Here is a 24422-nt window from a genome sequence, read left to right as displayed (position 1 = left end):
GGCTACCACTGACTAGTGAGCGTTACAGGCACGCGCAGCGGCGCAACGGGGCCGTCACGTTGCCCGCACATCTCATCATGTACCACCTGCTGTACCAGCATGCAGGGCACGGGTGGCAGGTCGGCCAACAGCTGCCGCAGCTCGGTAGTGGAGCGCACGCGAACGGGCTGCCCATGGGCATCGCTCAATGTCACGGGGCCGGCGTCGGTCAAGGCGCGCAGGAGGTAGAAGCCGCCCTCCAGCGACAGCAGTTCAAGTTCCTTTGCTTCGCCGGTCGAGACCAGCTGGGTAAGCGCGATCAGGTTCATGGTGTGCCCTCTGGCAGGCGGCGGAAGAACAGGGTGATCTGGCCAATCTCAACGCCCAGCTTACTCATGCTCGAACGGTTGATCAGGGTGTCGTCATCCATGAGGTACATCCAGTCGTCCAGGTCTACCTGCCAGTGCCGCCCGTCAACCGGCAGGTCCAGCTGGTAACGCCATCGCAGCGCGTTACCCGCGACTTCGCCGCGCGCTTCGCCGATCACGTCCCCCGCGGTACCGCGCCAGCGGCCAGGGCCGTCCGGCACCAGTGTCCAGGTACGCTGCTGGCGAGTGCCATCGCTGTACAGAAAATGTTCGTCGAGGATCAACCGCTCACCTTCGCGGCGGCTGTCGATACGCACGTGGAAGCGCTTGACCACTTCCCCTGAACGCTTCTGGAACATCCCCCAAGCCTGCACCGGTCGCGAAAAAAATGCAGCCAGGTCCAATTTCGGCTGCTCCTGGGCATAGTGCTCGACACCGACATTGCCACAGCTGCCCAGAAGCAGGCAGGAAACCAGCAACAGTACTTTGTACATGTTCATGTTCCTCGATCGTTGCCAGCCAGCCCAAGCAGGCGCTGACGCAGCTGTGTATCCCTGGCTCGGGGGTCGAGCCAGATGGCAAAGAACGCCCTGGCAAAGGTCGGGTCGGCGATTTCGCGGCTGAGTTTACCGTCGACGTAAAAGCGGCAGCCCTGCCCCGGCAGGTACAAGCCAGTAATGCGCATGCCGGGGCGTACGTCCACGAATGCCTGTTCAATCGCATGGGCCCACGCCGTGTGTTGGTGCGGCGTTATACTGCGGGCGTTGAGACGGTGCATTTCCTTGAGGCTGGCCTGTACCAAGGTTTCCCTGGACAGCGATCGGTGGTAGAGGAGCTCAAGGGCGAAAGGCTGGTTCCAGTCATGAACTGGCCCTGTTGTCCATAATTGGGCTGTGTAAAGACGCAGGCCAAACCAAGTGAACTCACCGCCCCCCAGCCGTTGCGCCCCAGGCAGCTCCGCTCGCCAGCCCGCCACCGCCGAAAAGGCAGCCAGTAGCAGACAAAGGAAGGTCCAACGAGCACGGTGCGCCATACTGACCTCCAGCACGCCCAAATACTGTACAATAATAGCACTGTGTACAGATATTTAATTGCCTTGCATAGATTTTAATACGACAGGAACAGCAGGGCGTAGCGGCCATCCTGCTCGAAATGCGCGCGAAGCCCTTCGAGCTCGTCGCCTTGATGGCCCTGATGTTCTGGAAGTGGCCTGAAGGGTTGGCTGTCCTGAGCTGCGGCGTGCTCGGTTGGCTGCTGAGCAGCACCTTCTAGAGGGCTTTGAGGCAGTATCGGGCAGTTCACTGCAAGGGAAGCGACACGATGGCAGCAAGTCCACCATTGGCCCTGTTTTCCAAGCGCACCTGGCCCCCCAGCCGATCGACAATAGTGGCCACGATGGATAACCCCAGCCCTGCGCCATTGGGGCTATTGCGGCTATAGAAACGCTCGAATACCCGCACAAGATTCGCATCGTCTATACCTGGGCCTTCATCTTCGACAACCAGTTCGAAGCGATTGGCCAGGCGCCTCAGTGATACAGTGATGCGCCCGCCAGGCGGTGAATGCTCCACCGCATTGGAAACCAGGTTCTGCAAGGCGATGCCCAACGCTCCGGCATCGATCATCAGGCCATGGTCACCTTCGCTGAGATCCAGCGAGGGCTCAAGGCCGCGATCCAGTATCCAGGGGGTGAGATCCACCAGCACATCGGTGACCACTTCGCCCAGGTCGACACGGGTGGTGGCGCGCTGGCCAAGGCGCGGCTCGACCCGGGCGAGGGTCAGCAACTGGTTGACCACCCGGGTCAGCCGGTCCACGCCGCCAATCAGAAAACCCAGGGCTTTCTGGCGCTCGGCATCGGTACTGGCGGCCTGTGCGTTCTGCGCATGCAGACGCAGGATCGCCAGCGGTGTGCGCATCTCATGGGCGGCGTCGGCAATGAAGCGATGCTCACGCCGCAGCAGATCATCGATCTGCGCCAGCAGGCGGTTGATGGCGGCTTGCATAGGCTCAAGCTCGGTCGGCAACGGCACCAGTTGCAGGGGTTCGAGGGAGTCGGCATGGCGCCCACGAATCACATCGGCCATGTTCTGCAACGGGCGCAACCCCCAGCCGATGGCCGCCCAGACCAACAGCGCCAGGCCCAGGCTGCCGAGCAGGAACGGGAAAAGGGTATGGCGTACGATGCGGTCGATCAGGTCGTAACGCACATCGTCGCGCTCACCCACCCAGATTACCCACTGTTTTTCGGGCACCGGTAATACAAAGCCGCGCCACTGTTCGCCACCACTGTCAAAATCGTAGAAGCCCGCCGCCGCAGGCGGTGCGTCGAGCGTCGGTGCACTGGGGGTGTGCACCAGCAACCGTGCTCCCTCACCCCACACCTGGAATGCCAGCTTGCTCTCATAGGGGTGGCCCACGCGGTGGCGCCCGGCCTTGCCCAGCGCCTCGTTAAATGCCTGATACAGCTTTTCGCGGTTGCCATCCTGCACCGGCAGGTTCATCACCCCCTGCAACAGCCGGGCATTCTGAGCCATGTGAGCATCGTAGACTTCATTGATCTCGCGTCGGCTGTCGTGATAGTTGTACAACGCCAACAAGCCGGTGCCGAGCAGCATCAGCGCCATCACCCGCCACAATGTGCGCTGGCGCAACGAGCTCACAGCTTGGCCTCGACCAGATAACCGATACCGCGCACCGTGCGGATCAGGCCGTTGAACAGTTTCTTGCGCAAGTGATAGATGTTCACCTCCAGCGTGTTGCTCTCAGGCTCCTCGTCCCAGCCATACAGCAGCTGGGTCAACCGCTCACGGGTGAACACCTTGCCCGGTTGCGCCAGCAATTCGTGCAGCAGGCGATACTCCTTGGGCGTCAGTATCACAGGCACGCCGTTGTAGCACACCTGCTGGGTAGCAGGGTCCAGGCTTACACCGGCGTGCTCGATCACCACCTTGGCCCGCCCGGCGCTGCGCCTGAGCAAGGCGCGCAGGCGGGCCTTGAGCTCATTGAGGTCGAAAGGTTTGACCAGGTAGTCGTCGGCACCGGCATCCAGGCCAGAGATACGGTCCTCGGTCGCATCACGCGCGGTGAGGATCAGTACCGGCAAGCTGTTGCCCCCTGCCCTCACCCGTCGCAGCAGCTCGATGCCGTCCAACCGCGGCAGCCCGAGGTCGAGGATCACCAGGTCGAATACTTCGTGTTGCAGGGCATGTAGCCCGCTCAGGCCATCGCGCAGCCAGTCGAGGGTGTAGCCCTCTTGGCGCAACCCGTCGCAGATCCCCTCGCCCAAGGCGGTATCATCCTCAACCAGCAGCAGCCGCATGTTCAGTCCTGTTTGTCCTTGATGGCCTTGAGTAAAGCATCGATATCGCCACGCCGGCCCTGATCGGCCAGTTCGCGGCCTGGCCGTGGCGGCGCCTGGCGTGCTTTTTCCAGGGCAGCGGTGGCTTCAGCGTAGCGTTTCTGCCGGAAGAGATGATCGGCCCAGAAGTAATTGCTGTCGATACCATTGGGGTTTATTTGCAACGCCTTGCGCAACAAGGCGTCAGCTTTGTCGCTGTCCCCAAAACCGATGGGCCAGCCGGGTACCTGGTCGTACAAGGTCCCCAGGCTGGTGTAAGCGGACCCTTGCAAGGCGGTGGGGTCCATTTCCATCGCCTGTTCCAGGCTCGCCTTGGCCGACTTGACCTTACCCAGCGCCCCCAGGCCGCCTGTGGCACCCGCCCAACTGCTGTTGATGATGCCCTCCCAGATCAGGGGTTCGGCCGAGCCCGGGTGCTGATGGACCAGCGTAGAAGCATCAGCTGCGAGTTTCTCGAACGCATCGGCGCGTTTGTCTTTAGGCGTCTGGTACTGGATCTGCGCCCAGCGCTGCTGCAAGTTAGCCAATTGTTGGCTGCCGGCCTGGTCCAGCGCCCAGGTGAGCGGTGCGAACGCAAGCAGGCTAGCGATGAACAGACGTTTCATTTGATCGACTCCTTGGAATGGCTAGCGAGGTAACGACGGATCAACGGCAATTGCTTGCGCAGTGCACGGTCGACCACGCCGGGCAACATGCCGTTGATGCGCACGAAGAGCTTTTCTGGCCAGCCCAGGTAAAGCTCGCTGCGTTCTGACTGCACGGCCTTGAGCACAGCACGGGCCACGTCTGCCGGGTCGTCCATGCCAACCTTCAGCGCCTCGTTGAGCGCCGTGGCAGCGCTGCTGTTCATTGCGGTGCGGGTCGCCCGGGGTGCGGCGTACATGACATTAATCGAGGTATCGGCCAGCTCGCGGCGCAGCGCCTCCGAGAAGCCGCGTAGGGCGAACTTGCTGGCGCAGTAGGTGGCATAGCCGGGGTAGCCGATCGAGCCGTAGGTGGAGCCGACGTTGACCACCAGTGCTCTGGGTTGTGCGCGCAGCAGCGGCAGACACACACGCGTCAGTTGCAGGGCGGCTTTGAGGTTAATGTCCAGCAACTCGTTCAGCGCCAGCTCGTCGACCTGGTCGAACAGGGCAAAACGGTTCACGCCCGCGGCATTGATCAGGACGTTGACCCCGCCCATCTCCCGGGCACGGGCAAGCACCTGCTCACGCCCCTCATGGCTGCGCAGATCGGCCGACTGCCAGAGCAGCCTGTCGTGATAACGGTTCATCAAACCGGCGAGCTTGCCCATCTGCCGGCTCACCGCCAGTACCCGGGCACCGGCTGCACACAACTGTTCGGCCAGCTCCAGGCCGATGCCTCCGCTGGCGCCGGTGAGTATGACTACACACTCAGACAAGCGCATGACGCACCTCTTGCAGGCCCGCACGCGGCAGCCCCTGGAACATGTCGGTATACAGCCGGTAAACCACTTTGGCCGCATGGATCACAGCCCGCTGGTCGTCAGCATCATCAAGGCGGTCCATCAACTGCCGGTAGGTGACCATGTGGTCTTGGTCCAGCGCGCCATGGGAGCTGAGGTAGCTGAAGGCCCTGTCGGGCAACGCCAGCGTGCGCTGGATTGTGCCGGCGGCCTGGGTGGCCAGGGCAATGCTGGTGCCTTCGAGCACATTGACCATGCCAAACAGCCCGACCGGGTTGCCACGGGCAATCAAGTCGTAAAGGTAAGCGACCATCAGCTCGATCGGCAGCGCCGGGCGACCGTCACGCACCGCCTCCCAATCGGCACCACAGGCATTGATGTCATTGAGGATCCACTGCTCGTGGCCGTACTCCTCCTCGATGTATTCACACACGGCGCCGCGCAGCCATTCCAGGCGCGAAGGCAGGCGCGCCCCGCACGCCATCATCAGCGGCACGGTATGGCGTACATGGTGGTATGCCTGAGTCAGGAAGGCCACATAGCTGTCGATGCTGACGTGCCCCGCCAGCGCATCGCGTATAACCGGCACGGCAAATAGGGCCTGACGCTCCTGGGTGGTTTGCATTTGCAGGGTATCGAAAAAGGACATGGCAGACCTCACAAAGGGATGTCGGATAACAGGGAGTGGTAACGCCGCAGGATGGCCTCGCGGCGCGGGCGGCCATTGGCGGTCAGTGTGTCTTCGGTACTGGACAGGGGGCACGGCAGGCGACGCCAGGCATGGACCCTGGCGTAGTCCGGCAGCAAGGCATTGCACTGCTGCACAGCCTGGTCGATGAGGGTGTCGGGGGTAGCGGGGTCCAGCGGCCAGAGCAATGCCAGGTTCTTTGGCAGGGCCTCGCCATGTACGAACGCCTGGGCGATCACGCCGCTCTGGGTCAGTTCGGCCTCCACCCATTCCGGGTTGACGTTGCGCCCGAAGCTGGTGATGAACTGGTGTTTCTTGCGACCATCGAGGTACAGGTAGCCCTCCTCGTCGAAATGGCCTAGGTCGCCGGTGGCCCACCAGATATCGCAGACGGGTGGTTCCTCCAGATAGCCGAGCAGCACCGAGCCCGCCACCAATACCTCCCCGTCCTCGGCGATCCGCACCTGCACATGGGGCAGCGGCTTGCCGACACTGCCGCGGCGGGTTGCGCCCGGCCGGTTCAAGGCCACCACTGAAGCGCACTCAGACAAGCCATAGCCCTCGAACACCGGCAGGCCGATCGCTTCGGCGCGGGCCAGCAAGCTGGGTGCCACACGGGCACCGCCGACCGCAACGAACCGTAGCGCCCCCACCCGCATCAGCCCACGCTCGATAGCAGTGATCAGCCCCATCAACAGCTGCGGCACCAGAATCAGGCTCTGCGCGCCGCTCAGGGCGATGGCCCCCAGCAAGCGCTTGAAATCGACCTGGCTTGCACCGCCCATGCCCAGTTGCGCCTGGGGGTAAAGCAGCACACTCGCCCCGGCCATCAATGCGGCGTAGACACCAAGGTTTTCCAGCAGCACGCCCAGCGGCAGCACCGCCAAGTAACGCTGAGGTTCACTGGGCCGGCTGGCCACCTCCAGTTCCCGGGCGACACGCAACAGGGCCGCTGCAGAAAGGCACACGCCTTTGGGCTTGCCCGTGCTGCCGGAGGTGTAGGTGATCTTGGCGGTACCTTCAGGCAGCGCTGCAGCGGGCTCTGCCTCGCGAACCCAGAACACGTCCTGCTGAACGAACCCCAGTTCGGCGAGCGTACCGTGCCATTGCGGGTCGCACAGCACATGGCTGGCGCCACTCTGCTCGATGCAATGGCTGAACTGGGCAACACTGAAGAACGACGGCACGATTACACAAGGACGCTCGGCAAACAGCGCCGCCAAATCCCAGAACACCAACTGCGGGCTGCTATCCAGCGCCAGTACCAGAGGGCCTGGCGAACACGTACGCAAGCCGTGGGTGCGCAACCCCACCTCTGCCAGTAGCTGCCTGTAGGTGAAGCGCTCAGTCGCCCCTTGCACGGCAATGGCGTCACCGTGATCGCGGGAAAACGTGACCAGCAGTTGATGGAAGCGCGCCAGTTCATGCGGCATGACCAGTCTCCTGGAAGGCGGTTGGCAACCCTAGGCGCTGGAACACCCCAGCCTTGCTCAAGGCATCGAAGCCATGACCAATGCTGCCGGCAAAGACTTGCGGATGCTGAGCGTAGTAGGTACCCCATTGGTCCACCTGCCCATTCAGCCGAGCCGGGTCGGCCGCCGCCAGTACCGATGGCACCAACCCCAGGCGCTGGAAGCTGTTGATCAGTGTCGTCGCGCCGGTGAATGCCACCCACTTCAGGCCCCGTGTAGCCAATAGCCAGGTCACCGCTATGATCATGATTCGCGCGCTACCGGCACTGAGCGAGGCCAGGTTGCCGACTTCGACCATGCACTCACGCTCAATGGGGTAGCCCGCTACGCGTGAAACTGCAGCTTCCAGCGGCTCATCCAGGTAGTGTTCGAGAAACAGCGGCCCGCTGCTGGCCGGGCGCAAGCCTGCGGCAGCAATCAGCCGACCATGGCTGTCATGCAGCGCCAGCAGTTCTGGCAGGTAATGCTGCACATCAGCGTGGTGCACGCTGGCAAAACACTGATGAATGAAGTGCTCCAGCTCATCGCGGCCAGGGTCCTTGTGCAGATGCAGCGACAAGTGGGCCTGATGGTCGACGTGGCTGCCGATAGGCAATGGGAGCAGGCCGCTCCACTGAGACTGGGTCATGAAACTCCCCCCGTTGGCTTGATGGGGGGAGTATCAGTGGTCAATCTGAAGGGAATCTGAAGTCACCGATTCGACCTTGGTCGCAGGGCGCGTGCTGATCGTTGGAGACAGCAGTCAGCGCGATAAGAGCGGCCTTTCCTTGGTCACAATGGGGTCAGCATTGCTGCTTTATAATCAGTCGGAACGCTCCGAATGTTGAGGTCCAGACGTCGATAGCGCATAAACAGGCTTATACGCGAATGCGCCTGGGCAAGAATGCGTATTCGACGGGGAGCAAAATTCCCCTGCTTGGGAGCTATCGCCAAAGGCTGCTATCGACCCATAGCGGTCAGTGGTTGCAGACCTTTGGTCAGATCACTTTTACCGCGCGGCCAATGAACTTCACTGGGCCAGTAGGCAGCCCGGTAGGCGAACCGCCAGATTTCTCCAGTGTCAGTTCGAACAATTGGTTGGCCTCTAGCGGTGGCAGGCTCTGTAGCGGAACACGATAGGGCTCCCCGGGTTTGACTAGGCCCAGTGAAACCGGTGCTTGCCATTGTTCGCCCTTGGTCCAGAACTGAAGGGCCATGCCTTCGGGGACAGCATCCTGGCCAAGCGGGATCAGCTCTATCATGCGGCTATCGCTGGTCTGCACCACCCAGCCGGCAGTTTGGCTGTTCGGCGCCACCAATACCACCACGAATTGGGTGGTCGGCGGGGGCGCAGTAAGCAATGTAAACGCCAGGACCGCGCTTGCAGCCAGCCCCGCAGCACTCAGCCCATGCCACAGGCCGAGGCGTCGCCACCATTTAACTTGCTGTTGTGTGGCAGGTGCGGCCATTTCATTCAGGCTGCGCTGGATGCGGCCCCACAGGCGTGCGCTTGGAGGTTGCGGCGCCGCCAGCGCGGTCAGCTCCAGCAAACGTGCTTCCCAGGCATTCACTGCGGCGCGCAAAGCCGTGTCGTTGACTAGACGCTCGGCCACTGTGGCGTGTTGCTGTGGCGACAGGGTTCCCAGCACGAACTCGCCGGCGAGGCTGTCCAGTTCCTCGGCAGTATCCGGCTTCATTCCAGGCATTCCCGCAATGCCTTGAGGCTGCGCTTGATCCAGGCTTTGACGGTGCCCAATGGCGCTCCCAGCAGCCCGGCGATTTCGGCGTGGCTGCAGCCGTCCACATAAGCGTGCAGGATGCAACGCTGTGGTGCAGGCTGCAGTTTTTCAAGGCAACGGTAGATCTTCGCCGACCCTGACCAGAGGTCAACGTCATCGAATCCCCCGTGCAATGTGGGCGTCGTATCCATATCGGCTTCGTCCAGCACGGTTTCACGGCGTGAATCGCGGATCGAATTCAGTGCCAGGTGTCGGGTGATGCTGTAGATCCAGCCGCGCGCAGAGCCGCGTGCGGGGTCGAAGCTGGCGGAGCGGGTCCAGATACGGATAAAGGCATCGTGGACGATGTCTTCTGCGCTGGCGTCGTCACGCGCGATGCGCCGGGCAACGCCCAGCAGGCGCGCGCCTTCGTGGTCGTAAAGCGCCTGCAGGGCACGCCGGTCACCCTGTGCGCAGGCCTCCAGGCAGCGGTGGAAGTCGAAGGGGGCGACAGGCGAGTTCAACGTGTGCAGCTTCCTTGTGTCATGCAAGGTACCCCGGCCATCCAGCCGGGGGCTTGCCAACGAGCATAGATGAACGATTGCAAGGCGTCTGCTCAAGTGCGTCTTAATTGGCTGTCCAGAACACATAGTCGGCCTGGTACATGACGACCTGCCTAGCACCTTTGTTCTGCGCCGTACAGTCACTTGCCGGCGCCACGCCGCCGCGGGTGGCCAGGCGCTGGATGTAGCTGACGCCCTGCATGGCGCCTTTGCCTTCGGCCAGGTTGGCCTTGACCAGTTGATAAGGTATAGCGCCCTTGTCTGCAGGTGCCACCGCCACCTGGGTGCCGGTGACTTTTGATCCGTCCTTGGCCTGCCAGGTGGCGGGTGGGCCGAAGTAGTCGCCCACCTGTCTGCCGGCACGGTCATTGAGCGCGGCCTTGGGGCCTACGAAGGTCCATTCGGTCTGGCCAGGGGTGTTGGCCTTGTCGCGGCACTCGTAGGTGATCTCGCCGACGCCGACGGTCTCGAGCAAGACGCGATGACCATCGGGGACCTTGACCGCATCTGGCAGCGCGGTTTGGGCGTGAGCGGGTTGCAGCGCCAGGGCGAGGCAGCAGGCGAGCAGGCAGACGGAGGGTTTGAGGCTCATGGGTAGTGCTCCTGACAGGTCATTTGGCTGGGCAGTCACAGGCCGCCCATAAGCAATACCCGCCAACGGCCGGACTGGATGCACTGAATGGGTAAAAAACGGGTTTCGCCCATCAGCACCGACAGCTAACGACCCCTCTGGATACAGATGAGTGATCTCATCTGTATTCATTTAGCGTAGTTATATAAAAGGACGGATAACTGCCCACTCTTTGCCCTTACGCCAATCCACCAAACCGCTTGTAGAAGCTCTCGTTAACATCGGGCAATGGACCGTCAGCCGTCTCCAGTGCTGCGTTCAGCCATTCCTCTGCCCTGGCAAACACCAACCGATAGAGGTTACGGCACAGCTGTCGTGCGGCCCTTCCCTCCCAGTCCCCTGGCAGTAACTCCTCTGGCAGTTGCGGGTCGCGTAACAGCAAGCGGCGGTACTCGTGAATCAGCAGCGTGCGTGCCAGGAAGCAATCTTGCGCATCAAGCACCGTCTGCTCTTTCAGCCCCTGCCACAGCGGTCTGAACAGCTGGATGAACTCGCTGTACTGCTGTCCCAGCTCGTCGATACGCCAGCTCTCCCGCACCTGGGCGCGCATGGCTTTTGACGCAAGTACTTCCTGTGTGTGGGTTTCAAAGACGATGCTGTCGTCGCTGGCTTCAAGTTCGCGCAACGTGGCAGCCAGGTCTGCACGGTCTGCCCGCGGGCAACCCAACAGGTTCGGCGCCATTACACCAAACCCCTGCCACTCCAGCTCTTCACGCAAGGCCTTGCGTTTCCCTGCCTCCAGTTGCGACAGCAGCACCAGCGTCCACGCCCCGTCCCAAGCGGGTTGGCTTGGGCTGTAGACGCGTTTGAAGGCTTTCTCGAAGCGCCTTCGGCCCGTGCCCGTCAGGCTGTAGTAACTGCGCCTGCCAACCTTTTCAGCCGTGAGCCAGCCTTCTTTGGTCAGGCGAAAGATCGATGTGCGAATCAGCCGTTCATTGATGCCGATTGGCTCCAGCAGGTTGATCAGGCTACCTAGCCAAACGGTACCTCCGTGGGGCTCGATGGCATCGCCGTACAAGGTGATGATCAGGGAGCTGGCGCGGATCGGCGTCTGCTCCTGGAAGCGAGTGATCAAGTTGTTCAGTGGGGCAAGATTGCTCATGGGCGAACTGTGCGCGGATAAAGCACCGACTATACCTGTGCGGCGGGCCGCCTGGCCATTGCGTGACGCAAGCAGGCTCATGCTGTCGCCTGGCCTTTGGGCCTGATGCCTGTGTCTTCCATACGCAGCCGCCCCGCTTCAACCTCGGCCAGTGGCGAGCATTCGACCATGGTGTTCATGCAGCGCTGCGCCAACTGCTGGTATTGCCCAGTGCCGCGCTGCTTCCAGGCCAGCTCCTGCTCGCTCAGGCGCCGTTTCATCTGGGCTGGCGAGCCCATTACAAGGCTTTGAGCTTCGCACTCGAAGCCGGCTTTGACGAAGCTGGCAGCCGCTACGATGCAGCGTGGTGCGATATGGGCACCATCCATCACCACCGCATTCATCCCGATCAAGGCGTCCTCGCCCACTCGGCACCCGTGCAACACGGCGCCATGTCCGATATGCCCGTTGCGTTCTACCACGGTATCGCCGCCCGGAAAACCGTGCATTACGCAGGTGTCCTGCAGGTTGGCACCCTCCTCCAGCACGATACGGCCGAAATCACCCCGCAGCGATGCCAATGGGCCTATGTAGCAACCAGGGCCGACGATGACATCGCCGATCAGCACTGCACTGGGGTGTACGTAGGCTGATGGATGCACCACGGGCGTCACGCCGTCCAGTCGATAACAAGGCATGGCAAAACTCCTGAAATGATTTGAAATGCGGTTAGAGCTTGTATCATAAGTAGCTTGGCCGTCAATCGTGTATCGCTTCTGAGGTGAGTGGAAAATCGGGAAGGATCCAGGCAATACCACTGAATAATGGCTTGGTGAACCGTTTTATCGAAATGTCATCGATGCCTGTTTTTGAGGTTTATAAGCAAGTGAAGAGATACACGAAACATTTTATACGTTGCATAACGGTATCGCATGGTGCATATACTGGCTGCACTTGGTCGTGATCCTGCATCACGCCTTACAAAAAACAATTCCAAGAAATGCCGGCGCCACGATGTGCCGTGCGTGTAGCCAGAGGAACCCGAGATGCCGCGATATCTCGATGTGCAGGCGCCCGAACTTGGCGTTCAGCTCATCACCTTGCAACGGCCTGAGGCCCTGAATGCCTTGTGTACCGAGCTACTGGCAGAGCTGGCTGCGGCCTTGAAGCTTGCCGAGGGCGACGAGCAGATACGCGCCGTAGTGATTACCGGCAGCCCCAAGGCATTTGCCGCAGGTGCCGACATCCGTGAGATGGCCGAGCGCGATCTGGTCGGGATTCTCAGCGACCCTCGTGTAGCCCATTGGCAAGCGATCGCTGCATTCGCCAAGCCGCTGATTGCCGCCGTGAACGGCTACGCACTGGGTGGTGGTTGCGAGCTGGTGATGTGTGCCGACATCGTCATTGCCGGTACCGACGCCCGTTTCGGTCAGCCGGAAATCAACCTCGGCATCATCCCCGGCGCCGGCGGCACCCAGCGCCTGTTGCGCGCCGTCGGCAAGCCGTTGGCCATGCAGATGGTGTTGACAGGTGAAGCGATCACCGCCCGCCACGCCCTGCAGGCCGGCCTGGTCAGCGAAACCACTCAACCCGAACTCACCGTGGAACGCGCCCTGCAGGTTGCCCGCAGCATTGCCGCCAAGGCGCCCCTGGCTGTGCGCCTGGGCAAGGAAGCGTTACTGAAAGCCGGCGACACCGACCTGGCCAGCGGCCTGCGTTTCGAACGGCATGCGTTCACCCTGCTTGCCGGTACCGCCGACCGCGATGAAGGCATCCGGGCATTCCAGGAAAAGCGCCAGGCCCGCTTCCAGGGCCGCTGACCATTTTCCCTCGACTGATGGAGCGAGTCTGTCATGACTTTCCAGCACATCCTGTTTTCCATCGAGGACGGCGTCGCCCTCCTCTCGCTTAACCGCCCCGAGCAACTGAACAGCTTCAATACCGCCATGCACCTGGAAGTGCGCGAGGCACTCAAGCAAGTACGCCAGAGCAGTGACGCGCGGGTGCTTCTGCTGACCGGCGAAGGTCGTGGCTTCTGCGCCGGCCAGGACCTGTCCGACCGCAACGTTGCCCCAGGTGCCGAAATGCCAGACCTTGGCGAGTCCATCGACAGGTTTTACAACCCGCTGGTGCGCACACTGCGCGACCTGCCGCTGCCGGTGATCTGTGCGGTCAACGGCGTGGCTGCTGGCGCCGGTGCCAACATACCGCTGGCCTGCGACCTGGTACTGGCTGCCCGCTCTGCAAGCTTCATTCAGGCGTTCTGCAAGATCGGCCTGGTGCCGGACTCGGGTGGTACCTGGCTACTGCCGCGCCTGGTCGGCATGGCAAGGGCCAAGGCCCTGGCGATGCTGGGCGAGCGCCTTGGCGCGGAGCAGGCCCAGCAGTGGGGACTGATCCATCGCGTAGTGGACGATGCCGCGCTGCGTGACGAGGCCCTCACCCTGGCCCGCCAGCTTGCCACCCAGCCCACTTACGGTCTGGCCCTGATCAAGCGCGGCCTCAATGCCAGCTTCGACAATGGGTTCGATGAGCAGCTGGAGCTGGAACGCGATCTGCAGCGCCTGGCAGGGCGCAGCGAGGACTACCGCGAAGGCGTGAGCGCCTTCATGAACAAGCGCACGCCAGATTTCAAGGGGTGCTGACCATGAGTGCACTCGCAAGCGATGTGCAGGTGGCGGTGATCGGTGCGGGTGCCATGGGGGCCGGCATCGCCCAGGTCGCGGCCCAGGCCGGTCACCCGGTGAAGCTGTACGACAACCGCCCAGGGGCTGCTGCCCAGGCTGTGGCCGGTATTGATCGGCAACTCACCCGGCTGGTGGAAAAAGGCAAGTTGCAGGCAGCCGAACACGAAATGATCCGCCTGCGGCTATGCCCGGTCGACACCCTTGAAGCATTGGCTGATGCCGGCTTGGTGATCGAAGCCATTGTCGAGAACCTGCAGGTCAAGCAGGCGCTATTGCGTCAGCTCGAAGCCCTGTGCGCCGACGATTGCATACTGGCCAGCAACACCTCGTCGTTGTCCATCACCAGCTTGGCCGCCGGCCTTGCACGCCCGCAACAGGTCGTTGGCATGCACTTCTTCAACCCGGCGCCGCTGATGGCATTAGTCGAAGTGGTGTCGGGTCTGGCAACCGAACCGGCAGTGGCCTCTTGCATCTACGCTACCGCCCAGGCCTGGGGTAAACAGCCAGTGCACACGCGCTCGACACCGGGCTTTATCGTCAACCGTGTGGCGCGGCCTTTCTATGCCGAAAGCCTGCGCCTGTTGCAGGAAGGTGCAGCCGACTGCGCCAGCCTCGATGCACTGTTACGCGATGCGGGTGGTTTCCGGATGGGGGCGTTCGAACTCACCGACCTGATAGGCCACGACGTCAACTACGCCGTCACCTGCTCGGTGTTCGATGCGTTCTATGGAGATTTCCGCTTCCAGCCTTCACTGGTGCAGAAAGAGCTGGTGGATGCCGGACGCCTTGGCCGCAAGACTGGTCAAGGCTTTTATAGCTACGCCGAAGGCGCCGAACGGCCAACACCTGCTGAACTGTGCAGCCTCACCAGCGCCGAAGCCTGCGTCATCGAGGGGCACCTGGGTGTAATGCAGCCACTGGTAGAGCGCCTGAGCCTCAACGGCATCGCTGTCACCCGGCGTGCAGGTAGCGGTGTGATCCTGGTCGGCGATGCCACCCTGGCACTGTCCGATGGCCGCCTCGCCAGCCAGCGCGCCCGTGAAGACGGCCTGCGCAACCTGGTGCTGCTCGACCTCGCACTGGACTACAGCACGGCCACGCGAATAGCCATCAGTTGGTCGGCGGACATCACCGAAAACGCACGCGACCACGCCGTGGCCCTGCTGCAGCGCGCCGGGCTCAAGGTCACGGCGGTCGCCGACCTGCCTGGCCTGGTGGTACTGCGCACCGTGGCAATGCTTGCAAACGAAGCCGCCGATGCCGTGCTGCAAGGTGTCGGCAGCGCCGCCGACATCGACTTGGCCATGCGCGCCGGCGTCAATTACCCCTGCGGCCCGCTGGCTTGGGCCGGGAATATAGGTATTGCCCACACCCTGCGCGTGCTCGACAACCTGCAGCGCAGCTACGGCGAGAGCCGTTACCGCCCTTCCCTGTTGTTACGCCGCTGCGAAGCCAAAGGAGGCACCCTGCATGACTGAAGTGGAACTGGCACACGCCTGTGCCGACGCCATGTACGCCCGCGACCAAGCCACCCAGAGCCTGGGTATCACCCTGCTGGATGCCGGCCCAGGCAGGGCCAGCCTGCGCATGCCGGTTCGTGCCGACATGATCCAGGGTCATGGCACCTGCCATGGCGGCTTCCTGTTCGCGCTGGCCGACTCGGCATTTGCCTTCGCCTGTAACAGCTACGATGAGGCCACCGTGGCGCTGGGCTGCACCATCGACTACCTGGCCCCGGCGTTGCGCGATGACGTGCTCACCGCCCGCGCCAGCGAGGTCAGCCGCAAGGGCCGTACCGGCCTGTACGACGTGCGCATCGATAACCAGCGCGGTGAGCTGGTGGCGATGTTCCATGGCAAATCCTACAAAGTGCGCGGCACCGTGCTGGCGCAGGAGACGCAAGATGAATGACCACACGCTGCCCGATGCCTTGATCATCGACGCCGTGCGCACCCCTATTGGCCGCTACGCCGGCGCCTTGAGCGGCGTGCGGGCCGATGACCTCGCCGCAATCCCGCTCAAAGCGCTGATCGATCGTCACCCCGAACTGGACTGGAAAGCCGTCGATGACGTCATGCTCGGCTGTGCCAACCAGGCCGGTGAAGACAACCGCAACGTGGCGCACATGGCCAGCCTGTTGGCCGGGCTGCCACTCGAAGTGCCTGGGACCACCATCAACCGCCTGTGCGGCTCCGGCCTGGATGCCATCGGCAATGCAGCCCGCGCCCTGCGCTGTGGGGAAGCTGGGCTGATGCTGGCGGGTGGCGTGGAATCAATGTCCCGTGCGCCATTTGTAATGGGCAAGTCAGAGCAGGCATTCGGTCGTGCCGCCGAGCTGTTCGACACCACCATCGGCTGGCGTTTCGTCAACCCGCTCATGAAAGCTGCCTACGGTACCGATTCGATGCCGGAAACGGCCGAGAATGTGGCGCAACAGTTCGGTATTTCGCGCACCGACCAGGATGCATTCGCCCTGCGTAGCCAGCACAAGGCAGCGCTGGCTCAGGCCCGCGGCCGCCTGGCCCGGGAAATCGTGCCGGTCGAAATCCCGCAGCGCAAAGGCCCGCCCAAAGTCATCGAGCACGACGAGCACCCACGCGCCGATACCACGCTCGAGCAACTGGCCCGGCTTGGGACGCCTTTCCGTGAAGGCGGCAGCGTAACAGCGGGCAACGCCTCGGGGATCAATGACGGTGCCTGCGCCCTGCTGCTGGCCAGTAGCGCGGCTGCCCGCCAACACGGCCTCAAGGCGCGCGGCCGTATCGTCGGCATGGCCGTGGCCGGGGTCGAGCCCCGGCTGATGGGCATCGGCCCGGTACCGGCAACCCGCAAGGTGCTGGAATTGACAGGTTTGTCGCTGGCCGACCTCGACGTCATCGAGCTTAACGAGGCCTTTGCGGCCCAGGGCCTGGCGGTGTTGCGCGAACTGGGCCTGGCCGATGACGACCCGAGGGTGAACCGCAACGGCGGTGCCATTGCCCTGGGTCACCCACTGGGCATGAGCGGTGCACGCCTGGTAACCACTGCCTTGCATGAGCTGGAAGAAACCGCCGGCCGCTACGCCCTGTGCACCATGTGCATCGGCGTTGGCCAAGGCATTGCGATGATCATCGAGCGCCTCTGAGCGGATCAGACCATCTGCCTGTTACCCAACCGAACGCAGCCATATATGCTGCGCTCATGACACTCACCGCGCGGCCTGCAACCGGTCCCGCGCGGCGTACAAGAACAATTCGAGTGAAGCCATGAACATGTACCATGATGCCGATCGTGCCCTGCTGGACCCGATGGAAACCGCCAGCGTCGATGCCCTGCGTCAGCACCAGCTGGAGCGGCTGCGCTGGAGCCTGAAGCACGCTTACGACAATGTGCCGCTGTACCGCAAGCGCTTTGCCGAGACCGGCGCCCACCCCGACGACCTCAATAGCCTTGAAGACCTGGCAAAGTTCCCCTTCACCGGCAAGAACGACCTGCGTGACAACTACCCCTACGGAATGTTTGCCGTGCCTCAGGAAGAGGTGGTGCGCCTGCACGCCTCAAGCGGCACTACAGGCAAGCCGACGGTGGTTGGCTATACGCAGAATGACATCGACACCTGGGCCAATGTCGTCGCCCGCTCGATCCGCGCGGCCGGAGGGCGTAAAGGTGACAAGGTGCACGTTTCTTACGGCTATGGGCTTTTCACGGGCGGCCTTGGCGCGCATTACGGCGCCGAGCGCCTGGGCTGTACGGTAATCCCGATGTCCGGCGGCCAGACCGAGAAGCAGGTGCAGCTGATTCGCGACTTCCAGCCTGACATCATCATGGTCACCCCCTCCTACATGCTCAACCTGGCTGACGAGATCGAGCGCCAGGGCATCGACCCGCACGACCTCAAGCTGCGGCTGGGCATTTTCGGTGCTGAACCCTGGACCGACGAGCTGCGCCGCTCGATCGAAGGGCGACTGGGCATCAATGCCCTCGACATCTATGGCCTGTCGGAAATCATGGGCCCTGGGGTGGCGATGGAGTGCATCGAAACCAAGGACGGCCCGACCATCTGGGAAGACCACTTCTACCCCGAGATCATCGACCCCGTCACCGGCGCGGTGCTGCCAGACGGTCAGCTCGGCGAGCTGGTGTTCACCTCGCTGAGCAAAGAGGCGTTGCCGATGGTGCGCTACCGCACCCGCGACCTCACCCGGCTGCTACCGGGCACCGCTCGCCCTATGCGGCGGATCGGCAAGATTACCGGCCGTAGCGACGACATGCTGATCATTCGCGGGGTCAACGTGTTCCCGACCCAAATCGAGGAACAGGTACTTAAAATAAAACAACTCTCAGAACTTTATGAGATTCATCTGTATCGCAACGGAAACCTGGACAGTGTTGAGGTGCACGTGGAGTTGCGTGGGGAGTGCCAGCACCTCGATGAAGGCCAGCGCAAACAGGTGGTCGGTGAGCTGAGCAGGCAGATCAAGACCTACATTGGCATCAGCACCCAGGTGCACCTGCAGGCTTGCGGCACGCTGAAGCGCTCCGAGGGCAAGGCCTGCCACGTGTTTGACAAACGGTTGGCCAGCTGATTCATTCGGCTGCCTTTTCGGCCCCGGCTCAGTCCGGGGCTTTTTTTTGCGTTTTACACGCCCTGACAGGGCTGCGCGATCCCTGCGGGGGCGGGTTTGCCCGCGAAGAGGCCTGAAAGCGATACATAAATCTTATTTGATACACACAAAACAGTTTGACGTTATGTTTTGTATCGCTTACAAATGACTCATGCCTTAGCAGGAGTCGCAGCACATGTACGCACAGCTAGTGGAAACCGGAGTCAAGCGCGTCAAGTCGCTGGAAGAGATGTCGCCCGAGGAGCGCAACTTCCAGGAAAAGATCGACGCTGAAATCAAGATCGAAGCCAAGAACTGGATGCCCGAGGCCTACCGCCAGACCTTGATCCGGCAGATCTCCCAGCACGCCCATTCGGAAATCGTCGGCATGTTGCCCGAAGGCAACTGGGTCACCCGCGCCCCCAGCCTCAAGCGCAAGCTGCAACTGATGGCCAAGATCCAGGACGAAGCCGGCCACGGCCTCTACCTGTACAGCGCCATGGAAACCCTGGGCGCCGATCGCGACGAAGAAATCGCCAAGCTGCACAGCGGCAAGGCCAAGTATTCGAGCATCTTCAACTACCCCACGCTCAGCTGGGCCGATATGGGTGCCGTGGGCTGGCTGGTGGATGGCGCCGCCATCGTCAACCAGGTGGTCTTGCAGCGCACCTCCTACGGCCCCTACTCCCGCGCGATGATCCGTATCTGCAAGGAAGAAAGCTTCCATCAGCGCCAGGGCTACGAAATCCTCCTGACCATGATGCGCCACGGCACCCAGGCACAGCGCGACATGGTGCAGGACGCCATCAACCGCCTGTGGTGGCCCTCGCTGATGATGTTCGGCCCCAGCGACGAACATTCCCCCAACAGCGCCCAGTCCATGGCCTGGAAAATCAAGCGTCAGACCAACGATGAGCTGCGCCAGCGCTTCATCGACCAGACCGTGCCGCAGCTCGAACTGCTCGGCTGCACTGCCCCCGACCCCGAGCTGAAGTGGAACGCCGAACGCGGTCACTACGACTTTGGCGAAATCCAATGGGACGAGTTCTACGAAGTGATCAAGGGCAATGGCCCGTGCAACCAGGAACGTGTCGCCACCCGGCGCAAGGCCATCGAGGACGGTGCCTGGGTACGCGAGGCCGCCGTGGCCTACGCGCGCAAGCAACAGAACAAGAACGCCGCCTGAGCGGCGATTGATGCGGAGATCGAAAATGTCTGTCTGGACCCTCTACGAAGTGTTCGTGCGCAGCAAGCACGGCCTTAACCACAAGCACGTCGGCAGCGTCCACGCCGCCGATGCCGCCATGGCCATCGAGAACGCCCGCGAGCTGTACACCCGCCGCAGCGAAGGCGTCAGCCTGTGGGTGGTGCCCTCGGCGCTGATCACCGCGTCGTCCCCTGACGAGAAAGACCCGCTGTTCGCCCCTTCGGACGACAAGGTCTACCGCCATGCCAGCTTCTACGAACTGCCCGACGAAGTCGGACACATGTGAGGTTGGCCATGCACAACGAAGCCCTTATCCCCTACCTGCTGTTGCTCGGCGACAGTGCCCTGGTACAAGGCCAGCGCCTTTGCGAGTGGTGTGGCCATGCCCCGGCCATCGAAGAAGAACTGGCCTTGATGAACGTCGGCCTCGATCTGGTAGGCCAGGCGCGCAATTGGCTGGAGTACGCCGCCGAGCTGCTGGATGACGGCCGCGACGCCGATGCCCTGGCCTTCCGCCGTGACGAGCGAGCCTACCGCAACCTGCTGCTGGTCGAGCAACCTAACGGCGATTACGCCGTGACCATGACCAAGCAGTTCCTCTACGACGCCTGGCACCTCGCCGTGCTGCAGGGGTTAGCTGGCTCCAGCGATGAACGTATCGCCGGTATCGCCGCCAAGGCATTGAAAGAAGTCACCTACCACCTGCGCCGTTCCAGTGAGTGGGTACAGCGCTTGGGTGGCGGCACCGCAGAGAGCCGCCAGCGCATACTTGCCGCCATTGCGTCACTGTGGCGCTTCACGGTCGAGCTGACGGCTGGCAGCGACAATGAAGTACAGCTCGCCAAAGCGGGTATCGCTGCCGACCCCGGTGCCGTGGGTGCTGCCTGGCTCAAGCAGGTAAGCGAAACCTTCGCCTCGGTCGAACTGCCGCTGCCAAAGGCTGCCAGCCACTTCTACCTGGACGGTCGCAAAGGCTTGCACACCGAACACCTGGGCCTGCTGCTGGCCGAAATGCAGTTCCTGCCAAGGGCCTACCCCGATGCAACCTGGTGAGCTGATTGCCGGCGACCGGGGTGCGCGGGCGCTGCAAGGTGACGACCTGGCCCGGGCATGGGCGGTGCTTGGCCAGGTCATGGACCCGGAAGTGCCCGTGGTCAGCGTGGTCGACCTGGGTATCGTTCGCGACCTCGACTGGCGCGCCGGCCACCTGCACCTGGTGGTTACCCCGACCTACTCCGGTTGCCCCGCCACCGAGGTGATCGAAGGTGATATCCGCCAGGCGCTGGAACAGGCCGGTTTTGCCGCGCCAGACCTTGAACGCCGGCTGACCCCGGCATGGAGCACTGACTGGATCAGCGAACTGGGCCGCGAGCGCCTGCGGGCTTACGGCATCGCGCCGCCTCAAGGCAGCGCCAGCAAGCGCAGCCTGCTCGGCGAAGTGCCCCAAGTGTGCTGCCCACAATGCGGCAGCGCCCATACCGAATTGCTCAGCCAGTTCGGCTCCACCGCGTGCAAGGCGCTGTACCGCTGCCGCGAGTGCCTGGAGCCGTTCGACTATTTCAAATGCATTTGAGCCGTGGAGAACGCCATGAGCCAGTTTTACAGCCTGACCATCAAGCAAGTGCGCAACGAGACCCGTGACGCGGTGTCGATTGCCTTCGACGTGCCCGAGCACCTGCAAGCGCAGTTCCGTTTCACCCAGGGGCAGTACCTGGTCATGCGTACCCAGCTGGACAACGAAGAAGTCCGCCGCTCCTACTCCATCTGCAGCGCCGTACAGGACGGTGAGCTGCGCGTGGCCGTAAAGCGCGTGCCCGGCGGGCGTTTCTCGGCGTTTGCCAATGATAGGCTCAAAGCTGGCCAGCAACTGGACGTGATGCCGCCATCGGGCAGCTTCTTCGTACCGCTGGACCCTGCCCGCCAGGGTAATTACCTGGGCGTGGCCGCCGGCAGCGGCATAACCCCGATCCTGTCGATCATTGGCACCACCCTGGCCAGCGAGCCACACAGCCGCTTCACCTTGCTGTACGGCAACCGCTCCAGCTCTGGCGCGCTGTTCCGCGACAAGCTCGAAGACCTGAAAAACCGGTACCTCGACCGCCTGAACCTGATTTTTGTATTTAGCCGCGAGCAGCAGGATGTCGACCTGTACAACGGTCGCATCGACGCTGACAAGTGCGGCCAGCTGTTTTCGCGCTGGCTGGACGTTCCAGGCCTGGACGCGGCCTTCATCTGCGGCCCCCAGGCGATGACTGAGACCGTACGCGACAGCTTGCAGGCCAACGGCCTGGGCAAGGAGCGCATCCATTTCGAGCTGTTCGCCGCTGCCGGTAACGAAGCACGACGTGAGGCCCGCGAAGCCGCGCGCCAGGTGGACGCGGCGCTCAGCCACATCACCGTGATCAGCGACGGACGCGCGCTCACCTTCGACTTGCCACGCAACACCCAGAACGTGCTGGACGCCGGCAACGCCATCGGCGCCGAGCTGCCCTACTCCTGCAAGGCCGGCGTGTGCTCTACCTGCAAGTGCCGGGTGATCGAAGGCGAAGTGGAAATGGACAGCAACCACGCACTGGAAGACTACGAAGTGGCGGCCGGGTATGTGCTGTCGTGTCAGACCTACCCGGTGAGCGACAAAGTGGTCCTCGATTTCGACCAACTCTGAGACCGAGTCGCCTGCTTCGCGGGCGCACCCGCGAAGAGGCCATCAGCGACACCGCAACACCCGCGTGACCTCAACAAAACAATTACAACACCAAGAGATCGCTTGCCATGACACCCGAACGCATAGAAAGCATCGCCAAACACCCCGACTTCCAGCACCTTGTACGGCGCAAACGCCGCCTCAACGGCAGCCTGACCCTGGCCATGCTGGTGATCTACTACGGCTTCGTCCTGCTGGTGGCGTTTTCGCCCAGCACCCTCGGCCAGTCCCTCAGCGGCGGCGTGACCACCGTGGGCATGCTGGTGGGTGTGCTGATGGTGCTGCTGTCCTTCGCCCTGACCGGCATCTACGTGCACCGCGCCAACAACGTGCTCGACCCGCTCAACGACAAGGTCAAGCAGGAGTGCGCACAATGAACTGGACTGCCATCTCGATGTTCATGGTGTTCGTCTGCTTCACCCTGCTGGTTACCCGCTGGGCTGCCCTGCGCACCCGCTCGGCCAGCGACTTCTATACCGCCGGCGGGGGGCTGACCGGCATGCAGAACGGCCTGGCGATCGCCGGCGACATGATCAGTGCCGCTTCCTTCCTGGGCATCTCGGCCATGATGTTCATGAACGGCTACGACGGCCTGCTGTATGCCCTTGGCGTGCTGGCCGGCTGGCCGATCATCCTGTTCCTCATCGCCGAGCGCCTGCGTAACCTGGGCAAGTACACGTTCGCCGACGTGGTCAGCTACCGCCTGGCACAAACGCCGGTGCGCCTCACATCGGCATTCGGCACATTGGTCGTCGCATTGATGTATCTGGTCGCGCAGATGGTCGGCGCCGGCAAGCTGATCGAGCTGCTGTTCGGCATCAGCTACCTGTACGCGGTCATGCTGGTCGGTGTGTTGATGGTTGCCTACGTCACCTTCGGCGGTATGCTTGCCACCACCTGGGTGCAGATCATCAAGGCAGTCATGCTGCTGTCGGGCACCAGCTTCATGGCCTTCATGGTGCTCAAGCATTTTGGCTTCAGCACCGAAGCCATGTTCGCCAGCGCCGTGGCCGTGCATGCCAAGGGGCAGGCAATCATGGCCCCGGGTGGCTTGCTGTCCAACCCGATTGATGCCATTTCCCTTGGCTTGGGCATGATGTTCGGCACCGCTGGCCTGCCGCATATCCTAATGCGCTTCTTCACCGTCAGCGACGCCAAGGAAGCACGCAAGAGCGTGTTCTATGCCACCGGCTTCATCGGCTACTTCTACCTGCTGCTGATCGTCATTGGCTTTGGCGCCATCGTCATGGTTGGCACCGAGCCGTCCTACCGCGATGCCACCGGCGCCATCATCGGCGGCGGCAACATGGTCGCCGTGCACCTGGCCCAGGCCGTGGGCGGCAACCTGTTCCTTGGTTTCATCTCCGCCGTGGCCTTCGCCACCATCCTGGCCGTGGTGGCTGGCCTGGCGCTGTCTGGCGCGTCGGCCGTGTCCCACGATCTGTACGCTTGCGTGTTCCGTCAAGGCAAGGCCACCGAGCAGGAAGAAATGCGTGTGTCGCGTATCGCCACCCTGCTGATAGGCCTGCTGGCGGTGATCCTTGGCCTGCTGTTCGAGTCGCAGAACATCGCCTTCCTCTCCGGCCTGGTACTGGCAGTGGCTGCCTCGGTGAATTTCCCGGTGCTGCTGCTCTCGATGTTCTGGAAGGGGCTGACCACCCGTGGCGCGGTATGCGGCAGCATGGCTGGCCTGGTTACGGCAGTGCTGCTGGTGGTGCTTGGCCCGGCGGTGTGGGTCAACGTGCTGCACAACGAAAAAGCTTTGTTCCCTTACAGCAACCCGGCGTTGTTCTCCATGAGCCTGGCGTTCCTCAGTGCCTGGGTGTTCTCGGTCACCGACAGCTCTGAGCGTGCCACTGAAGAGCGCGGCCGCTACCTGGCCCAGTTCATCCGCTCCATGACCGGTATCGGCGCCGCCGGCGCCAGCAAGCACTGACTTCAAGGACGAACAATCATGTCGGGTAAAACAACAACA

Annotated in this window: 27 protein-coding genes and 1 pseudogene; 13 read left to right on the top strand and 15 right to left on the bottom strand. The window is 62.5% G+C overall.

The genetic code is table 11. The features are described from left to right. Positions 1 to 2: 2 nt before the first annotated feature. The 15 genes from B9A31_RS22355 to paaY form a co-directional block, all read right to left on the bottom strand. A complete protein-coding gene (locus B9A31_RS22355; protein WP_019097380.1) occupies positions 3 to 308 on the bottom strand; it encodes a DUF6482 family protein in 306 nt (101 codons plus the stop codon). After that, positions 305 to 841, bottom strand: coding sequence for a DUF3833 domain-containing protein (locus tag B9A31_RS22350; RefSeq protein WP_024717789.1), 537 nt, complete (start codon positions 839 to 841; stop codon positions 305 to 307). The genes B9A31_RS22355 and B9A31_RS22350 overlap by 4 nt, the downstream gene beginning before the upstream one ends. A gap of 2 nt (positions 842 to 843) precedes the next feature. Further along, positions 844 to 1380: a chalcone isomerase family protein gene (locus tag B9A31_RS22345; protein ID WP_025754108.1), complete on the bottom strand. Its 537-nt coding sequence runs from the start codon at positions 1378 to 1380 to the stop codon at positions 844 to 846. A 265-nt stretch (positions 1381 to 1645) separates the two neighbouring features. After that, complete coding sequence (locus tag B9A31_RS22340) at positions 1646 to 3010, bottom strand: sensor histidine kinase (RefSeq protein ID WP_026020364.1); 1365 nt, start codon at positions 3008 to 3010, stop codon at positions 1646 to 1648. Next, complete coding sequence (locus B9A31_RS22335; protein ID WP_019097384.1) at positions 3007 to 3669, bottom strand: response regulator; 663 nt, start codon at positions 3667 to 3669, stop codon at positions 3007 to 3009. The genes B9A31_RS22340 and B9A31_RS22335 overlap by 4 nt, the downstream gene beginning before the upstream one ends. A gap of 2 nt (positions 3670 to 3671) precedes the next feature. Next, positions 3672 to 4313: a tetratricopeptide repeat protein gene (locus B9A31_RS22330; RefSeq protein WP_019097385.1), complete on the bottom strand. Its 642-nt coding sequence runs from the start codon at positions 4311 to 4313 to the stop codon at positions 3672 to 3674. Next, positions 4310 to 5116, bottom strand: a complete 807-nt coding sequence (locus tag B9A31_RS22325) for an SDR family oxidoreductase (RefSeq protein WP_019097386.1) — start codon at positions 5114 to 5116, stop codon at positions 4310 to 4312. Before B9A31_RS22325 ends, B9A31_RS22330 begins: the two co-directional genes overlap by 4 nt. Beyond that, positions 5103 to 5783, bottom strand: coding sequence for a TenA family transcriptional regulator (locus tag B9A31_RS22320; RefSeq protein WP_019097387.1), 681 nt, complete (start codon positions 5781 to 5783; stop codon positions 5103 to 5105). Before B9A31_RS22320 ends, B9A31_RS22325 begins: the two co-directional genes overlap by 14 nt. A gap of 8 nt (positions 5784 to 5791) precedes the next feature. Further along, complete coding sequence (locus tag B9A31_RS22315) at positions 5792 to 7255, bottom strand: AMP-binding protein (RefSeq protein WP_084297379.1); 1464 nt, start codon at positions 7253 to 7255, stop codon at positions 5792 to 5794. Next, on the bottom strand, positions 7245 to 7922 hold the full coding sequence (locus B9A31_RS22310; protein WP_019097390.1) for a thermostable hemolysin: 678 nt from the start codon (positions 7920 to 7922) through the stop codon (positions 7245 to 7247). Before B9A31_RS22310 ends, B9A31_RS22315 begins: the two co-directional genes overlap by 11 nt. Positions 7923 to 8271: 349 nt before the next feature. Next, positions 8272 to 8970, bottom strand: coding sequence for an anti-sigma factor (locus B9A31_RS22305; RefSeq protein ID WP_016715206.1), 699 nt, complete (start codon positions 8968 to 8970; stop codon positions 8272 to 8274). Then, positions 8967 to 9515, bottom strand: a complete 549-nt coding sequence (locus B9A31_RS22300) for a sigma-70 family RNA polymerase sigma factor (protein ID WP_019097391.1) — start codon at positions 9513 to 9515, stop codon at positions 8967 to 8969. The genes B9A31_RS22305 and B9A31_RS22300 overlap by 4 nt, the downstream gene beginning before the upstream one ends. 103 nt (positions 9516 to 9618) lie before the next feature. After that, positions 9619 to 10146 (bottom strand): DUF3455 domain-containing protein, encoded by a 528-nt coding sequence (locus B9A31_RS22295; protein WP_019097392.1) that lies wholly within the window; start codon positions 10144 to 10146, stop codon positions 9619 to 9621. A 217-nt stretch (positions 10147 to 10363) separates the two neighbouring features. After that, on the bottom strand, positions 10364 to 11287 hold the full coding sequence (gene paaX, locus B9A31_RS22290) for a phenylacetic acid degradation operon negative regulatory protein PaaX (RefSeq protein ID WP_176431016.1): 924 nt from the start codon (positions 11285 to 11287) through the stop codon (positions 10364 to 10366). Between the two features lie 77 nt (positions 11288 to 11364). Beyond that, the gene (gene paaY / locus B9A31_RS22285; RefSeq protein ID WP_019097394.1) at positions 11365 to 11964 is read right to left on the bottom strand and encodes a phenylacetic acid degradation protein PaaY; all 600 of its coding nucleotides are present in this window, start codon (positions 11962 to 11964) and stop codon (positions 11365 to 11367) included. A gap of 348 nt (positions 11965 to 12312) precedes the next feature. Here paaY and paaF point away from each other — a divergent pair, with 348 nt between their 5' ends. The 13 genes and pseudogenes from paaF to B9A31_RS22220 form a co-directional block, all read left to right on the top strand. Further along, the gene (paaF, locus tag B9A31_RS22280) at positions 12313 to 13086 is read left to right on the top strand and encodes a 2,3-dehydroadipyl-CoA hydratase PaaF (protein WP_025754113.1); all 774 of its coding nucleotides are present in this window, start codon (positions 12313 to 12315) and stop codon (positions 13084 to 13086) included. Positions 13087 to 13119: 33 nt separating this feature from the next. Then, positions 13120 to 13911, top strand: coding sequence for a 2-(1,2-epoxy-1,2-dihydrophenyl)acetyl-CoA isomerase PaaG (gene paaG / locus B9A31_RS22275; protein WP_025754114.1), 792 nt, complete (start codon positions 13120 to 13122; stop codon positions 13909 to 13911). A 2-nt stretch (positions 13912 to 13913) separates the two neighbouring features. Next, positions 13914 to 15431, top strand: coding sequence for a 3-hydroxyacyl-CoA dehydrogenase PaaH (paaH, locus tag B9A31_RS22270; protein ID WP_084297378.1), 1518 nt, complete (start codon positions 13914 to 13916; stop codon positions 15429 to 15431). Beyond that, positions 15424 to 15864: a hydroxyphenylacetyl-CoA thioesterase PaaI gene (gene paaI, locus B9A31_RS22265; RefSeq protein ID WP_019097398.1), complete on the top strand. Its 441-nt coding sequence runs from the start codon at positions 15424 to 15426 to the stop codon at positions 15862 to 15864. Before paaH ends, paaI begins: the two co-directional genes overlap by 8 nt. Then, positions 15857 to 17077, top strand: a complete 1221-nt coding sequence (gene pcaF / locus B9A31_RS22260) for a 3-oxoadipyl-CoA thiolase (protein ID WP_025754117.1) — start codon at positions 15857 to 15859, stop codon at positions 17075 to 17077. The genes paaI and pcaF overlap by 8 nt, the downstream gene beginning before the upstream one ends. Positions 17078 to 17198: 121 nt before the next feature. Further along, entirely contained in the window at positions 17199 to 18518 is a 1320-nt protein-coding gene (gene paaK, locus B9A31_RS22255) for a phenylacetate--CoA ligase PaaK (RefSeq protein WP_084297377.1), read from the top strand. Positions 18519 to 18732: 214 nt separating this feature from the next. Then, entirely contained in the window at positions 18733 to 19722 is a 990-nt protein-coding gene (gene paaA, locus B9A31_RS22250) for a 1,2-phenylacetyl-CoA epoxidase subunit PaaA (protein ID WP_025754119.1), read from the top strand. Positions 19723 to 19747: 25 nt separating this feature from the next. Continuing rightward, the gene (gene paaB / locus B9A31_RS22245; RefSeq protein WP_004374528.1) at positions 19748 to 20029 is read left to right on the top strand and encodes a 1,2-phenylacetyl-CoA epoxidase subunit PaaB; all 282 of its coding nucleotides are present in this window, start codon (positions 19748 to 19750) and stop codon (positions 20027 to 20029) included. Between the two features lie 8 nt (positions 20030 to 20037). Then, positions 20038 to 20796 (top strand): 1,2-phenylacetyl-CoA epoxidase subunit PaaC, encoded by a 759-nt coding sequence (gene paaC, locus B9A31_RS22240; protein ID WP_019097402.1) that lies wholly within the window; start codon positions 20038 to 20040, stop codon positions 20794 to 20796. Beyond that, positions 20783 to 21316: a 1,2-phenylacetyl-CoA epoxidase subunit PaaD gene (gene paaD / locus B9A31_RS22235; RefSeq protein ID WP_016715219.1), complete on the top strand. Its 534-nt coding sequence runs from the start codon at positions 20783 to 20785 to the stop codon at positions 21314 to 21316. The genes paaC and paaD overlap by 14 nt, the downstream gene beginning before the upstream one ends. Positions 21317 to 21331: 15 nt before the next feature. Further along, positions 21332 to 22408 carry a 1,2-phenylacetyl-CoA epoxidase subunit PaaE gene (gene paaE / locus B9A31_RS22230; RefSeq protein WP_019097403.1) on the top strand — a complete coding sequence of 359 codons (1077 nt, stop codon included), beginning with the start codon at positions 21332 to 21334 and terminating at the stop codon, positions 22406 to 22408. Positions 22409 to 22515: 107 nt separating this feature from the next. Further along, entirely contained in the window at positions 22516 to 22824 is a 309-nt protein-coding gene (locus tag B9A31_RS22225; protein ID WP_016715221.1) for a DUF485 domain-containing protein, read from the top strand. Next, positions 22815 to 24383: pseudogene (locus B9A31_RS22220) on the top strand (cation acetate symporter); the annotation flags it as partial. The gene B9A31_RS22225 and the pseudogene B9A31_RS22220, both read left to right, overlap by 10 nt. Positions 24384 to 24422 lie beyond the last annotated feature (39 nt).

This window comes from Pseudomonas sp. URIL14HWK12:I5 (assembly GCF_900176445.1).
Classification (GTDB): Bacteria; Pseudomonadota; Gammaproteobacteria; order Pseudomonadales; family Pseudomonadaceae; genus Aquipseudomonas; species Aquipseudomonas monteilii.
This window is presented reverse-complemented; position numbering and strand designations above follow the sequence as displayed.